This window comes from Rhodococcoides fascians A25f, assembly GCF_000760935.2.
Lineage (GTDB): Bacteria > Actinomycetota > Actinomycetes > Mycobacteriales > Mycobacteriaceae > Rhodococcoides.
On sequence record NZ_CP049744.1, the window covers coordinates 4,773,802 to 4,787,054 of the forward strand.

Annotated in this window: 14 protein-coding genes; 9 read left to right on the forward strand and 5 right to left on the reverse strand. The window is 63.5% G+C overall.

Annotated elements, in window-relative coordinates:
* Window positions 1-11 precede the first annotated feature (11 nt).
* Genes BH93_RS22360 through BH93_RS22385 form a run of 6 tightly spaced genes read left to right on the forward strand, consistent with a single transcriptional unit; the run spans window position 12 to window position 5,844 of the window.
* A complete protein-coding gene (locus BH93_RS22360) occupies window positions 12-1,223 on the forward strand; it encodes a sedoheptulose 7-phosphate cyclase (protein WP_037172604.1) in 1,212 nt (403 codons plus the stop codon).
* Window positions 1,220-2,014, forward strand: coding sequence for an O-methyltransferase (locus BH93_RS22365; protein WP_037154068.1), 795 nt, complete (start codon window positions 1,220-1,222; stop codon window positions 2,012-2,014). Before BH93_RS22360 ends, BH93_RS22365 begins: the two co-directional genes overlap by 4 nt.
* Entirely contained in the window at window positions 2,011-3,297 is a 1,287-nt protein-coding gene (locus BH93_RS22370; protein WP_037172605.1) for an ATP-grasp enzyme, read from the forward strand. Before BH93_RS22365 ends, BH93_RS22370 begins: the two co-directional genes overlap by 4 nt.
* Window positions 3,297-4,319, forward strand: coding sequence for a D-alanine--D-alanine ligase family protein (locus BH93_RS22375; protein WP_037172607.1), 1,023 nt, complete (start codon window positions 3,297-3,299; stop codon window positions 4,317-4,319). The genes BH93_RS22370 and BH93_RS22375 overlap by 1 nt, the downstream gene beginning before the upstream one ends.
* Window positions 4,316-5,068: a TauD/TfdA dioxygenase family protein gene (locus BH93_RS22380; protein ID WP_037172609.1), complete on the forward strand. Its 753-nt coding sequence runs from the start codon at window positions 4,316-4,318 to the stop codon at window positions 5,066-5,068. Before BH93_RS22375 ends, BH93_RS22380 begins: the two co-directional genes overlap by 4 nt.
* Window positions 5,069-5,118: 50 nt before the next feature.
* Window positions 5,119-5,844 carry a YoaK family protein gene (locus tag BH93_RS22385; protein ID WP_052064942.1) on the forward strand — a complete coding sequence of 242 codons (726 nt, stop codon included), beginning with the start codon at window positions 5,119-5,121 and terminating at the stop codon, window positions 5,842-5,844.
* A 14-nt stretch (window positions 5,845-5,858) separates the two neighbouring features.
* On the opposite strand, the gene BH93_RS22390 is transcribed toward BH93_RS22385, so the two are convergent.
* Window positions 5,859-6,473 carry a TetR/AcrR family transcriptional regulator gene (locus BH93_RS22390; RefSeq protein ID WP_052064943.1) on the reverse strand — a complete coding sequence of 205 codons (615 nt, stop codon included), beginning with the start codon at window positions 6,471-6,473 and terminating at the stop codon, window positions 5,859-5,861.
* A gap of 80 nt (window positions 6,474-6,553) precedes the next feature.
* Here BH93_RS22390 and BH93_RS22395 point away from each other — a divergent pair, with 80 nt between their 5' ends.
* A complete protein-coding gene (locus BH93_RS22395; protein WP_242459035.1) occupies window positions 6,554-7,486 on the forward strand; it encodes a DAPG hydrolase family protein in 933 nt (310 codons plus the stop codon).
* Here the strand turns inward: BH93_RS22395 and BH93_RS22400 are convergent.
* From BH93_RS22400 to BH93_RS22410, 3 genes are all read right to left on the reverse strand, one after another.
* The gene (locus BH93_RS22400) at window positions 7,483-8,058 is read right to left on the reverse strand and encodes a hypothetical protein (protein WP_032405692.1); all 576 of its coding nucleotides are present in this window, start codon (window positions 8,056-8,058) and stop codon (window positions 7,483-7,485) included. The two genes, BH93_RS22395 and BH93_RS22400, sit on opposite strands and share 4 nt — an antisense overlap.
* Before the next feature lie 28 nt (window positions 8,059-8,086).
* Window positions 8,087-9,022 (reverse strand): pirin family protein, encoded by a 936-nt coding sequence (locus BH93_RS22405; RefSeq protein WP_037172611.1) that lies wholly within the window; start codon window positions 9,020-9,022, stop codon window positions 8,087-8,089.
* Window positions 9,023-9,102: 80 nt separating this feature from the next.
* A complete protein-coding gene (locus tag BH93_RS22410; protein ID WP_037172612.1) occupies window positions 9,103-9,444 on the reverse strand; it encodes a GNAT family N-acetyltransferase in 342 nt (113 codons plus the stop codon).
* A gap of 216 nt (window positions 9,445-9,660) precedes the next feature.
* Here BH93_RS22410 and BH93_RS22415 point away from each other — a divergent pair, with 216 nt between their 5' ends.
* Both BH93_RS22415 and BH93_RS22420 read left to right on the forward strand, forming a co-directional pair.
* The gene (locus BH93_RS22415) at window positions 9,661-10,902 is read left to right on the forward strand and encodes an ATP-grasp domain-containing protein (protein ID WP_037172613.1); all 1,242 of its coding nucleotides are present in this window, start codon (window positions 9,661-9,663) and stop codon (window positions 10,900-10,902) included.
* A gap of 41 nt (window positions 10,903-10,943) precedes the next feature.
* Window positions 10,944-12,947, forward strand: coding sequence for a hypothetical protein (locus BH93_RS22420; protein WP_037172614.1), 2,004 nt, complete (start codon window positions 10,944-10,946; stop codon window positions 12,945-12,947).
* 58 nt (window positions 12,948-13,005) lie between these two features.
* Here the strand turns inward: BH93_RS22420 and BH93_RS22425 are convergent, their stop codons facing one another.
* The gene (locus tag BH93_RS22425; protein ID WP_037172615.1) at window positions 13,006-13,221 is read right to left on the reverse strand and encodes a DUF2945 domain-containing protein; all 216 of its coding nucleotides are present in this window, start codon (window positions 13,219-13,221) and stop codon (window positions 13,006-13,008) included.
* Window positions 13,222-13,253 lie beyond the last annotated feature (32 nt).

A 13,253-nucleotide genomic window follows, 5' to 3' on the forward strand; every position in this document is an offset into this window, starting at 1 on the left:
CAGGAGTAATTGTGAGCAATCTTCAGGCCCAGGTAGTTGCCGGGGACAGGTCGTTTCGCGTCGAGGGATACGAGCGCATCGAGTACGACCTGATTTACGTCGACGGTGTCTTCGCCCTCGAGAACACCGAATTGGCCGACAGCTACCGTCCGTACGGACGCGCGCTGATGGTCGTCGACGAGTCGGTCCACGAGATCTACGGGGACCGAATCCGCGCGTACTTCGATCATCACGACATCGCGCTGACGGTGGTCCCGGTACAGATCAGGGAAACCGCGAAGTCGCTGGAGACCTTCGAGCGCATCGTCGGTGAATTCGACGCCTTCGGCCTGGTCCGCACCGAGCCGGTCCTGGTGGTCGGTGGTGGATTGACCACGGACGTAGCAGGTTTCGCATGCGCCAGCTACCGACGCAACACCCCGTACATCCGCATTCCGACCACGTTGATCGGCCTGATCGACGCGAGCGTGTCGATCAAGGTTGCCGTGAACTACGGCAAGCACAAGAACCGGCTCGGTGCGTACCACGCATCACAGAAGGTGCTTCTCGACTTCTCGTTCCTCGGCACGCTGCCCGAGGACCAGGTGCGCAACGGGATGGCGGAGCTGATCAAGATCTCCGTCGTCGGCAACCTGGAAATCTTCGAGTTGCTGGAGCAGTACGGCCCGGAACTGCTGCGTACTCGCTTCGGCCACCTCGACGGGACACCCGAATTGCGTTCGGTGGCAGATCGTTTGACGTACTCGGCCATTGCGACGATGCTCGAGCTCGAGGCTCCCAACCTGCACGAGATCGACCTCGATCGCGTCATCGCCTTCGGCCACACGTGGAGCCCGACGCTCGAGCTGACGCCGCCCGCTCCGTTCTTCCACGGTCATGCCATCAATATCGACATGGCACTTTCGACGACTGTCGCCGAACAGAGAGGCCATCTGTCCAGTGCCGACCGTGATCGAGTGCTGGGCGTCATGAGCAGCATCGGACTGGCGCTCGACAGCCCCTACCTGACACCCGAGTTGCTCTCGGAGGCAACGGCATCGATCCTCAAGACCCGTGACGGAATTCTGCGCGCCGCAGTACCCGACCCGATCGGCACCTGCCGTTTCCTCAACGACCTGGACGCGAACGAGCTGGCCGATGTGCTGACCTTGCACAAGAAGATCTGCCTCGACTTTCCACGCGCCGGCGAAGGCCTCGACATGTTCACCGCACCGACGCCGTGACTGCGCAGCCGCGACCGGTCACCCCGACGACAATCCTGGCCCGCGAGCTCGGCGAGATTGCCGCGCTACTCGACGCCGGGGTGACCGACGAGCTGACCACCCGTGTGCATCGGGCCCGCGATCTCGCGGCGGGACTCGACCCGTATCTCGACACCTGCACCACCTCCGAATCTGCGGCACTGGCCACGTTGGCGTCGCGGACCCGCTCTGCGGACTGGAGATCACGTGACGTGGTCTCCGGTTCCGGCCCCCTGGAGATGGAAATGCTCTCCGGCCATGTGGAGGGACGCTTCCTGGCGTTCCTCGTACACATGACCCGGGCGACGCGGGTGCTCGAGATCGGCATGTTCACCGGTTACTCGGCGCTGGCGATGGCCGAGGCGCTGCCCGCAGGCGGCGAGGTCGTCGCCTGCGAGGTGGATCCGTACGTGGCCGAGTTCGCGCAGTCCTGCTTCGCGGAATCGACTGCAGGATCTGCCATCACGGTGCAGGTGGGTCCTGCGCTCGACACCTTGCGCGGACTGGACGGGACGTTCGACCTGGTGTTCATCGACGCCGACAAGACCGGATATCGCGCCTACGTGGAGTATCTGCTCGAGAGCGATCTGCTCTCCGACGGTGCCGTGATCGCCGTCGACAACACTTTGCTGCAGGGGCAGCCCTACGCTGCACAGCCGAGCGAGAACGGCCGGGCTATCGCCGAATTCAACGACTACGTCGCCGACGACCCTCGCGTGGAACAGGTTCTGATTCCTCTGCGCGACGGCGTGACGCTGATCCGGCGCACATGATCCGCACCGTTGCAGCACTGATCGGCCTCACGGCCACCCTTCCGCTCGATCTTGCGGTGGTGGGGGTGGCGGCGCTGCGCGGTACCCGGCCCGCCACCCATCGAACCCGTTCACCCAGAACGATTCTGATCAGTGGCGGAAAGATGACCAAGGCCCTGCAACTCGCCCGATCCTTCCATCTCGCCGGGCATCGGGTGATCCTGGTGGAGTCGGCGAAGTACCGCTGGACCGGACATCGTTTTTCTCGCGCTGTCGATCGCTTCCATTGCATTCCCGATCCGGGTGATCCGGGATACGCGGAGGCCCTGCTGGACATCGTTCGCCGCGAAGGGGTCGACGTCTTCGTGCCCGTCGCAAGCCCGGCCGCGAGCATTCACGACGCGGACGCACGTACGCTCCTCGATGCGCACTGCGAGGTGATCCACGGCGACGCGGACGTCGTGCGAATGGTGGACGACAAGTCCCGATTCTCCGAGCACGCAGCGTCATTGGGACTGCGTGTTCCCGACTTCCGACGCATCACCGACCCCGCCCAGATCGACGAGTTCGAGTTTGCGCCGGGTCGTGAGTACATCCTCAAGCGAATCTCGTACAACCCGGTCGGCCGAATGGATCTGACGCGGTTGTCGGCGCACACGCCCGAGCGCAACTCCTCGTTCGCCCGGAGCCTGCACATCACCGAGGACGACCCGTGGATCCTGCAGGAATTCATCGCCGGACAGGAGTACTGCACACACGGCACGGTGCGCGAAGGTCGCCTTCAGGTGTACGGCTGCTGCGTGTCGTCTGCCTTCCAGGTCAACTACGACATGATCGACAAGCCCGAAATCCTCAGCTGGGTACACACATTCGTCTCCTCGCTCGATACCACCGGGCAGCTGTCGTTCGACTTCATCGAGTCCGCTGCCGACGGCCGGGTCTACGCCATCGAATGCAACCCGCGCACCCATTCGGCCATCACGATGTTCTACGACCATCCCGATCTGGCCGCGGCGTACCTCGACGACGATCATCCGATGATCGTGCCGCGTCCGACGGCCCGGCCGACGTACTGGATCTACCACGAGCTGTGGCGTCTGCTCACCGAGGGCAATCGAGCACCTCGTCTCCGCACCATTTTTCGCGGCAAGGACGCAATCCTGACCGGCTGGGACCCGCTGCCGTACCTGCTGGTGCATCACCTACAGATTCCATCCCTGCTGTTGCGCAATCTCGCGGCGCGTCGCGGCTGGTCTCGTATCGACTTCAACATCGGCAAGCTCGTGGAGAACGGAGGCGACTGATGGCACTGTCGGTCCTGGTACTCGTCGGATCTTCGGTGGACGAGTTCCACTGCGATCTGTCTCGGGTGTACGCGGGGGGCTTCCTCGACGCGCTCGGAGACGATCCCGCGTACGAACTCGAGGTGGCTTTCGTCTCCCCGGGTGGGCTGTGGAGCTTTCCCGGCGGGATCGACTCCGCCACTGTGGCTGCGGCACCGCAGATGTCCTTGGCTCAGGCGGTGGAAGTCATGTCTGCGTGGCACTTCGACGTCATGGTGCCGCAGATGTTCTGCCTGCCCGGCATGACGACCTACCGCAGCCTGTTCGATCTCATGGATGTCCCGTACGTGGGCAACACCCCGGATGTCATGGCCATGACGGCGGACAAAGCGCTGGCCCGTGCCGTCGTCGCTGCTGCCGGAGTCGCCGTCCCGGCCGGCGTGGTGGTACGCAGTGGCGGCACAGTCGATCTCGAATTACCCGTCGTAGTCAAGCCCGTCGACTCGGACAACTCGATGGGAGTCACGCTCGTCGAGGACAACGACTCTGTGGCCTCCGCAATCCGCGACGCGCTGGCGTATTCGTCGGCCGCACTGGTGGAATCGTACATCCCGCTAGGACGCGAGGTTCGCTGCGGCATCATCGCGGTGGACGGCGAGCTGGTGTGTCTTCCCCTGGAGGAGTACGCCGTCGACTCCGTGCGCACGAGTGCCGACAAGTTGAATCGGACCGCGGACGGGGATCTGTACCTGGTCGCGAAACAGCAGACCAAAGCGTGGATAGTCGACACCTCTGATCCGATCACCGAGAAGGTCTGGGCGGCAGCACGATCGTGCTATCGAGCGCTCGGCTGCCGGCACTACGGGCTGTTCGATTTCCGCATCGATCCCGACGGGGAACCCTGGTTCCTCGAAGCCGGTCTCTACTGCTCGTACTCACCCTCGAGTGTGCTTGCGGTGATGGCCGCGGCAGCGGACATCACGATCGACCGCCTGTTCGCGCACTCGCTCCGGGAACTGTCGGTGAAGGAGTTGGCATCATGACGCTGGGAATGGAGATTCGCAGTCTGGATCTGGACTCGGCTTCGGTCGACGACATGCGAACGCAGCTGGCCGAATACGGTGTACTGATCCTGCGTGACCAACCGATGGACGACCGACGCTTCATCGAGTTCCTTCGCCGGTTCGGTGATCTCATGTTCACCGAGGGTGAGACTCCGGTCCCGGGATTTCCCGACCTGAATGTCGTCAGCAACATCGGCCGCACCACGCCGCCGAAGTCGACGTTCCACGTCGATACGACGTACGTGCCGAATCCCCCCGCGTACACGGCATTACGAGCTGTGTGCGTACCGACAGCCGGCGGCAGCACACAGTTCAGCGACCAGTACTCGGCGTACGAGACGCTGCCTGCGGCAGCGAAAGAGAACCTGGCGGGGCGTACGGTGACGCATCGGGTGACCGGGGTGGCGTCGGACAGCGATTCCTCTGCCGAGCATCCTTTGTTCGCAGTACATCCGGTGTCCGGCCGCACTGCACTCGCGCTCTCGGCACCCGCCCGATGCGTCGCGATCAGCGGATTGAACTCCGAGGACACGCGCGAGACCATCCGGTACCTGTTCGAGCACTCCACTCGAGCGGACAACGTGGTGCAGCACGCGTGGGCTCCTGGCGATCTGGTGATGTGGGACAACCGATGTGTGATGCATCGGGCCGACCACAGCGGGGTAGTCGGAAACAGGGTGATGCACCGCGGAATGATCGCGAATGCGGAGAACACGTCGGTTATGTGACCGACGACTCAAAGAGTTGCTGGTTCACCTCACGCCCGGAGAATCGAGTCATGACTTCCCCTCTGTCGATCAGCCGCGAAACAGCCGTCGGCGCCGAAGCTCGCCTGTCCTGGATTCTTTCCGGACTCGCGGGGATGGTGGGGGCAGTGGCGTTCTTGCACTCCGCCGGTTATTTCGTGACCTTCATGACCGGCAACACCGAACGCGCTGTCGTCGGCCACTTCGGACACCCGGAGGGCAAAGAGGTTGCACCAGGCGCTTCGCCGTGGGCTGCACTGGCCCTGATGGGGTCGTTTCTCGCGGGCGTGGTGATCTCGTCGATCTGCAGGAGGCGCTACTGGTCGAACCATCCGCACGGGGCGACTGTGCTGACCACCATCGCACTCGCCGCAGCCGGGACGATCGATATCGCCATCTCCGGTTGGTCGTCCGCAAACGTGAACTTCTACCCGATTCTGCTGGTGGCCTTCGCACTCGGCGCTCTCAACACCGCATTCACGAAGAAGGAAGAGACGTACATTCCGCTCAGTTACGTCACCGGAACGTTGGTCAAACTCGGTCAAGGTATCGAGCGGCATCTGTTCGGGGGTGGGACGCATTACGACTGGCTGTGCTACACAGCCCTTCTCGGGTCGTTCGCACTGGGCGGGATGGTCGGTGCATTCATCGGCGTCGTCATCACCGGGCCGCAGGTCCTGCTTCTCACCGCACTGATCAGCTTCGGCGCGACGATCTTCACGTTCACCCACACCGAGCGAAAGTCACTGCTGGGCTGATGACGCGTGCGGCGCTATTCCGCAATCAGCGGTGACGATCCGACGATCGTTCTCAGCATCTGCTCCACCAGCGACCGGGGCAGGCGTGATCCGATGAGCACCTGGCGCTGAATCAAGCCCTCGATCATCACGACGAGTGTCTCGGCTTCCGCATGTGGGTCCTCTGAGTCCAGTGACGCAACGATCCACTGGGCGAACGTGACGAATGCGCCGCGCTGAGTATCGAACAACTCGCGCACCTCGCGATCGTGCTGAGCCTCGCCGAGCATGATGGCTCGCGCAATCACCCGCTTGGCGGCGTCGCCCGTCGTCATTGCTTGGATGAAATCCACGATTCGGGTCACCACCACGTCCACGGTCAGTGGTTTGACGTCGACCAGACTGCCGAACGTAGCCCCGGCAATCTCGAAGTCGCGGGCGAACAGTTGCCCCAGCGCCAAGTGCAGCAATCGACTTCTGGTGGGCGCGTGATAGTTGACCGAGCCCGGGCCGAGGCCTGCTGCTTCGTCCACCGCGCGATGCGTCAGCCCACGAAAGCCTTTGGTGGCCAGCACGTCGATCGCCGCTGTTGCGATCTCGTCGCGCCGCCGCACTCTGGATGCGTCGTCCTTGGGAGTGGCAGGACTCATACCGGGCAGTGTACTGACTGGTCGTTGACATGCCCTGAGCCCGCGACTTACTCTCAACAGAAGTTGAGCATGGGGGATAAATGAACAGGAAACCGACACGGCGTCAGGTCGTCGTGGGGGCGGCAGTAGCCGTGACCGCAACCGTCCTCGGGACTGCCTCGAGGGCGGCCGCGGCACCGACGGTGGGGTCTGCAGACGAATGCGGTGAGCGTTACCAGGGCTACCGCGACACCGACCGAGACCGGCCGTACGCCCACTACATGGCAGAGCACACGACTCCGGCACCGACCGTGGTGGCCGATACCTACGCAGGCCCCCCGCTCTCACCCGACGCGGTACCCGGATTCGACTCGATCACAACCGATCTCGCTCCCACCGGGTATTCCAGGGTCGAGACCGGATACGGGCAGAGAGCCGACGGGGTGACGTTCGTGGCGGTACGCACGGTGATGCCTCGGGTGACAGCGGCGATGTGGGACTGGTGGTTCGGATGGCATTCCACCGAAGCCGCTCGCTACAAGCTGTGGCATCCCGATGCCCACCTGTACGCCGCTCTCGCGGAGGATCGAACGGCACTCGACATACCCGACAAGGCCAAGTACGTCGGCAACACGACCTTCGTGGACGAGTACGTCGGGCCGAAACTGCAGCAACTCGGCATCGGTTTTCGTGACCCGATTGCGCACGGCTTCGACGTTCCCTCGGATCAGACGATCGTTTTCGGTCGAGTGGGAAGCTCCATCGCACCGGTGGACCTGGGATGGCTGGCCCATCAGGTCAGACCCGTCGACGGTGGTGCCGAGATGCGCAGCCGCTTCCACCTGAACCTGCGCGGGTTGCACGTACCGGACGTGAAGCAGGCTGCGTGCGCCGTCCGCCGGGGAGCGTCGGTGGATCCGACCGACCTCGTCCTCGGGCTCGATCTGGCCCGAGATCTGATGCTGCACTGCGGGCAGGAGATGAACCACCTCGCCGGCTTCCTACCGGAGCTGTACGCAGAGTTCGGGAGCTAGTGCCCCAGAAACACCTTGGCCAACACGATCAGCGCAGCGACTGTAGCGGTGGCCAGCCCACCGAGAAGAGCACGGAAGGTCAACGGATTGCCGCGAATTCGCTCCGTGACCATCTGAATCGTGGCGATGCGCACCACGATGACACCGCCGGCCAGCAGTTCCGACCACTGTGCCGGAATCACCGACAACCACCCGAGGGCAAGCATCAGCGCGGGGACGGTGCCGGAACTCAGGATCGGGACGGCATCACGTAGTTCCTCGACGGCCTTGAACTTGCGTTGCTCGTCGGTGGCATTTCCGTGCGCCTCGGGTATTTGACTACTGGCCACGAAATCGGCGAACACGTGCGCCAGGAACGTCGTCCCTGCCGTAGCCAGAACCAGGACCGCAGCTGTTCCGTGCTCGATCGAGCCGGGCGTCGACGCCGCGACCGCCGCGAGGATGAGGATGTTTCCGTAGACGTAGGCCGAGAGCCTCCTGGCTGCCCGTGCGGGCTCGAGGGGACCGTCCGCACGGGTCACCAACCGGCGGTACAACCGGGTTCTACGAATACGGGGCTCGGCGTCGGTCATGCAGCAGATCGTTGCACGGCCGAGGTGATCATCGGGTGGGCACGCCGAGCCGGCCGGCCTGGTAGTCCTCGAACGCCTGCAGCACCTCGGACTTGGTGTTCATGACGAACGGGCCCGCCATCGCAACGGGTTCCCGAATCGGCTTGCCACCGAGAACGAACACCTCCAGCGACTCCCCCACCGCTGACGCGGACATCTCGATCGTGTCGCCGCGGCCGAACAACGCCGTCTGCCCCATCCCGATCGGACGCTTCTCCGCACCCACTGTGCCCTCGCCCGCGAGAACGTAGACGAGTGCATTGAATTCGCGTTCCCACGGCAACGTCAGCGCCGCGCCCGGTGCGATCGTGCTGTGCGAGAGCGCAATCGGAGTGTACGTCGAACCCGGCCCCTGCAGACCCGCGATGTCGCCCGCAATGACACGAACCAGCGCACCGCCGTCGGGACTCGATGCCAAGGCCACCTTGCTACCGGTGATGTCCTGATAGCGCGGGTGCGCCATCTTGTTCTCCCGCGGCAGATTGACCCAGAGCTGAACGCCGTGAAACAGCCCGCCGGACAGCACCAGATGCTCCGGCGGGGCCTCGATGTGCAGAATTCCCCCACCCGCCGTCATCCATTGGGTGTCGCCGCCACTGATGATGCCGCCGCCACCGTGAGAATCCTTGTGCTCCATGATTCCGTCGATCATGTACGTGACGGTCTCGAATCCGCGGTGCGGATGCCACGGCGTGCCCTTCGGTTCACCGGGCGCGTAGTTCACCTCGCCCATCTGATCCATGTGGATGAACGGGTCGAGGGACGACATGTCCAGTCCGGCAAATGCGCGGCGAACCGGAAAACCCTCGCCTTCGTACCCCGTCGGGGCCGTCGTGACGGACCGGACCGGCCTGGGTACGGCGGTGGCGTCGGGCACGGGGATGCGGGGCAACGCGAGGATGTTGTCGACCGTCACTGCGGGCATGGCTTCCCTTTCGGCAGGGTAGTTGACTCTGCAACTACTGATCGAGCTCAACCTACCGGGGCCCGACGGTATTCCCGCCGTCAGCCCTGCTGGTCAGCCAGCCACTGCCGAATCTCGTCGGTGGGCTGCTCGACGATGTCGTCGAATTCCGAGTGCTTGCCCACGAACGCCTCCACCAAGGGACAGATCGGGACGATGCGTTTGGAGTCCGCCCGGGTGGCGTCGAGTGCCTGATGCACGAGAATCGTTGCCAGACCACGTCCGCCGTACGCCGCGTCGACCTCGGTGTGGAAGAAGATGCGTCGCGCATCCTCGTCGTCGACGAACTCGGTGAAGCCGACCTGTGTGCCGTCGATCGAGACGGTGAAACGATCTGCCTGCTGCGCGATCTCGACCTCGGCACCGGTTTTGTCGACCGTCATCTCGTGCTCCTCGTTCCTCGATGGCGCGAACCGCACCTGGTTGCTCACGATCGTGCACGATCGGCGGAAATCTGTCGATCGTGGCCGGTACCGAACGCCTCGGTCCGCCGCATTCCCGATCGACAGTCGCATACGGGGGTGCCGACCGGCCGATACTGCCTCTGTACGGTGGAGCGAAGGACCTCGACCGATGAATCATCCAGGGAAAGGAACTTCATGGCTCAGCCAGACAGGCTGGAGAAAGACCCGAACAAGGGTTTCGTGGCCCTGCTGGGGTGGAGTTTGGCCGCGGTGGAAGCACTGGACAAGTTCGATCGGCGCTACGTCGTCGTCGCCCCGGAGTGGGCCGAGGCGTACTGCACCGAGCACGACATTCCGTACCTACCGTGGAACTTCGAGCGACTCAACGATCGCTCGCTCGAGATCGCCGAGACGCTGCAGAGCAAAGGTGTGGACGTCGCGATCCCCCTCTACGAGGAGACGGTCGAGTGGGCCGGTGCCATCAACTCGGTGCTGTTGGGTAACCCTCGACTGTTCGGTCAAGCCATGTTGCTGCGCGACAAGGCGCTGATGAAGCGTCGGGCACAGTTGGGCGGCATTCGCGTCGGCATCTTCGAGGAAGCACACGACCGCGAGGACGTCATCCGATTCCTCCGCCGAGTCAATCAGACACTGCTCAAGCTCGACGGCGACCCGAACGACCCCATTCACCTCAAGGCGTTCGACAAAGCAGGATGCCTGGGCCACCGCGTCATTCGCACTCCCGACGAGGTCGACTCCATCCCGGAAGAAGAGTTTCCGGTGCTGATGGAATCCCACCTCGACGGGTGGGAGTTCGCCGTCGAGGCGTGGATTCACAACGGCAAGATCAAGTTTCTCAACATCTCCGAGTACGTCACGCTCGGTTACTCCGTATTCGTTCCTGCGACACCGGAGTTGGAGAAGTACCGCGAGCAGATCACCGTGCAGATCGAGAAGCTGATCAAGGCCTTCGACATCGAGTTCGGATTCATTCATCCCGAGTACTTCGTGACCAGCGACGGCGAGATGTACTTCGGTGAGGTCGCCTATCGCCCACCGGGTTTCAAGGTGTTCGAGCTACTGGAGCGGGCGTACGGCTTCAACGCCTATCAGGGCTTGGCGTTGGCGTTCGACCCGAAGACCACCGAGGAGGAGATCGACGCCTTCTTCCCGCGCGAGGTCGTCGATGCGACCGGCGTGGCCGGATGCTTCGGCGTCTATCCACGACGACGCGTCGTCAGCCATCTGGAAATTCCGGAGGAGACGTCCGGGCACGATTACTACGAGACCAACGATCTGTCGGCACCCGTCGAGGAAACCGTCACCAAGAGAACAGCGTTCGGCACCCACTGGGGACTGCTGTACTTCTTCGGCGAAGACACCTATGTCATGCGTGACTTGCTGAAACATCAGGAAGAACTGGACTTCTACGTGTGAGGCAACAACTCGGCAACGACCACGAACCCACGACGCAGACGATGACCGACTCTCCACCGGTCGACAAGGCTCCGGTCGACAAGGCTCTGACGTCGAGACTGGCCCAACTCGACCACGCCACCGAGGCGTTGGCCGGTGCACCCGAGTTCAGTAAGAACACCAAGGTGCGACGGGTTCTCGATGCGCTGCATCGAGTTCTGTTGCAGTCCGGTGGTTGTCACGCAATTCGTGAGCGCGCCGAGGTGCTCGAGAATGCGGGGCTCTTCGCGGGCACCGATTGGGCGCAGCCGGACATTCTCGTTCCAGGATTCGTGGGGCCCAGCCTGCGCAGCGGCAACGACGACACCTTCGTGCTCGAGGCGACCAGCGAACTGCGGATGGTCGCGATCGTTGCGGGCGAGTACGAGCATTCTGCGGTCACCGCCGAGGATGCCCGTCGGTTCCTTTCTCAGGTCCTCGCGGTCAATCTCGACGTTCTGTTCACACCTCCGTCCGAGTCGGAGCGAGTTCGCCTCGGTCGCACCGCGCATCTGATCCGTGATCTGTTCGGGTACGTGGCCGGGCAGATCGGGTACGACAGCGTGCTCGACGAGTTGGTCGAGGAAATCTGGCGGATCCTGCGGCAGCGCCCGATTCAGGTGGACACCATCAAGGATATGGTCACCCGCATCGCGATCTATCGCGACGACCCGACCGTCGACCTCGGCACCTCGGGGCAAGGCCTGGACCGGTTGATCACGGCCCTGTTCGGCACCACCGATGCGTGCCGAGAGGATCCGGGCGTGGAGGTGTATCGGTCGCGGCTCGAGGCGATGGACGTCGAAGCGCTGCAGTTCGAGGCCCGCGGATTCGCGCGAGCGATGCACGACACCGGACTCGTCTCGCCGTACCACGCGACGCTGACGCAGTACCTCACCGATCACTACTCGTACGTTCTCCCCGAGGCGTTGGGCCTGTCCGATACCGGTCGCACGTGTCTGACGCGCTACCCGGAACTGGTCCATCGCCTCATCGAGGAGACGGTGTACCCCGAGACCGCGCAGTGCCTCTACGGATTGGCATTGCTGCTCGATCGCGGAATTCTGCATCAACCGCCGATCGTGCCGTCGTTGTGGCGGCAGATGTCGCTGAAACTCGCGCCCGCAGTGCAGGACAAGCTGAACACCACGTTCGGGCCGGTCCCGGCACCGGAGTCTCGCTTGCTGGGTGGACTGTTGTCGATGCTCGGGCAACCGCTCGGCGTCGGTCAGGGCGACAACCCGACGTGCCAGTCGGCGCGGGCACTGTCGATGTGGGCCTACAACGATCCCGACTACCTCCTGCAGATGGTGGTGTGGGCGGCGCGTGACGAGGAAATAGTCATGCACTTCGAGGGGCAATCGATCTCGTCGACCGAGAGCGCCAGTGGAGTCGCCACATCGGACCCGGTGGATCTCGATCCGGTGTCACTGCTGCTGGTTCCGCACCTCGACCGCATCTACGCCGAGATGGTCAGGCGCTGCGCCGATCGCCCCGGCGATCCGCACCGCTGGGTCAACCCGGAGTTCCACGGGTGGTGGTCGGCTCGCGAGTTCCACATCGACGTCGACGTGGCCACCGGAAACATCGTCGACCTGGACGCATTCCTGCGGCAGTTCTACGCGGCGTATCACCCCGAGTACAACGGGCATCAGCCGCTGATTCATCCGCAGCCCGCCGGTGTGGCCGTAACCGACAGTGCTGCACGGTATGTGGGGTGGCACGCCATCACCATCCTGCGCGTGACCACCGACCCCGACGGCGTCATGCGGGTCTATTTCTTCAACCCGAACAACGACAGCGGGCAGGACTGGGGAGACGGCGTCGTGGTGGGAACGGCGGGCAACGGCGAACGCGCAGGCGAAGGTTCGCTGCCGTTCGACCAGTTCGCCTCACGCTTGTACATCTTTCATACCGATCCGCTCGAGAACGGCGAACCGGAGAGAATCCCCGCCGAGGACATCGATCGGATACGCGGCTACATCGAACGAAGTTGGGGCGCAGATCGATCGGTGCCCCAGGCCTGAGAACTGCGCTGCGCCATCGAGATCCGCAAACGCGCGCGCGTTTGCGCCTCGTGGTCGCTCAGTTCTTCTTGTCGAGCGACTCCGGCTTGTGTACGGCATCCTTGCCCGACTTGTCGCTCTCGACCCGGTATTGAGGCACGTCCTTCGAGGCCTTCACGGTTCTGCCTGCGGCTTCGGTCTCGGAGGTGATCTTCTCCACCACCGTTCCCTCGGTAGTGGTTCCGTGGGTCTGCCATTCGACCTTGTCGCCCTTGTGCAAGTCGTCTTTCGCCATGTTCGGGTGGTCCCTTCGTCGGTGATGTCCAT

Coding starts and splice junctions, on each gene's coding strand:
- BH93_RS22370 (WP_037172605.1), top strand. CDS start 2,011: ATGATCCGCACCGTTGCAGCACTGATCGGCCTCACGGCCACCCTTCCG.
- BH93_RS22375 (WP_037172607.1), top strand. CDS start 3,297: ATGGCACTGTCGGTCCTGGTACTCGTCGGATCTTCGGTGGACGAGTTC.
- BH93_RS22380 (WP_037172609.1), top strand. CDS start 4,316: ATGACGCTGGGAATGGAGATTCGCAGTCTGGATCTGGACTCGGCTTCG.
- BH93_RS22385 (WP_052064942.1), top strand. CDS start 5,119: ATGACTTCCCCTCTGTCGATCAGCCGCGAAACAGCCGTCGGCGCCGAA.
- BH93_RS22390 (WP_052064943.1), bottom strand. CDS start 6,473: ATGAGTCCTGCCACTCCCAAGGACGACGCATCCAGAGTGCGGCGGCGC.
- BH93_RS22395 (WP_242459035.1), top strand. CDS start 6,554: ATGAACAGGAAACCGACACGGCGTCAGGTCGTCGTGGGGGCGGCAGTA.
- BH93_RS22400 (WP_032405692.1), bottom strand. CDS start 8,058: ATGACCGACGCCGAGCCCCGTATTCGTAGAACCCGGTTGTACCGCCGG.
- BH93_RS22405 (WP_037172611.1), bottom strand. CDS start 9,022: ATGCCCGCAGTGACGGTCGACAACATCCTCGCGTTGCCCCGCATCCCC.
- BH93_RS22410 (WP_037172612.1), bottom strand. CDS start 9,444: ATGACGGTCGACAAAACCGGTGCCGAGGTCGAGATCGCGCAGCAGGCA.
- BH93_RS22415 (WP_037172613.1), top strand. CDS start 9,661: ATGGCTCAGCCAGACAGGCTGGAGAAAGACCCGAACAAGGGTTTCGTG.
- BH93_RS22420 (WP_037172614.1), top strand. CDS start 10,944: ATGACCGACTCTCCACCGGTCGACAAGGCTCCGGTCGACAAGGCTCTG.
- BH93_RS22425 (WP_037172615.1), bottom strand. CDS start 13,221: ATGGCGAAAGACGACTTGCACAAGGGCGACAAGGTCGAATGGCAGACC.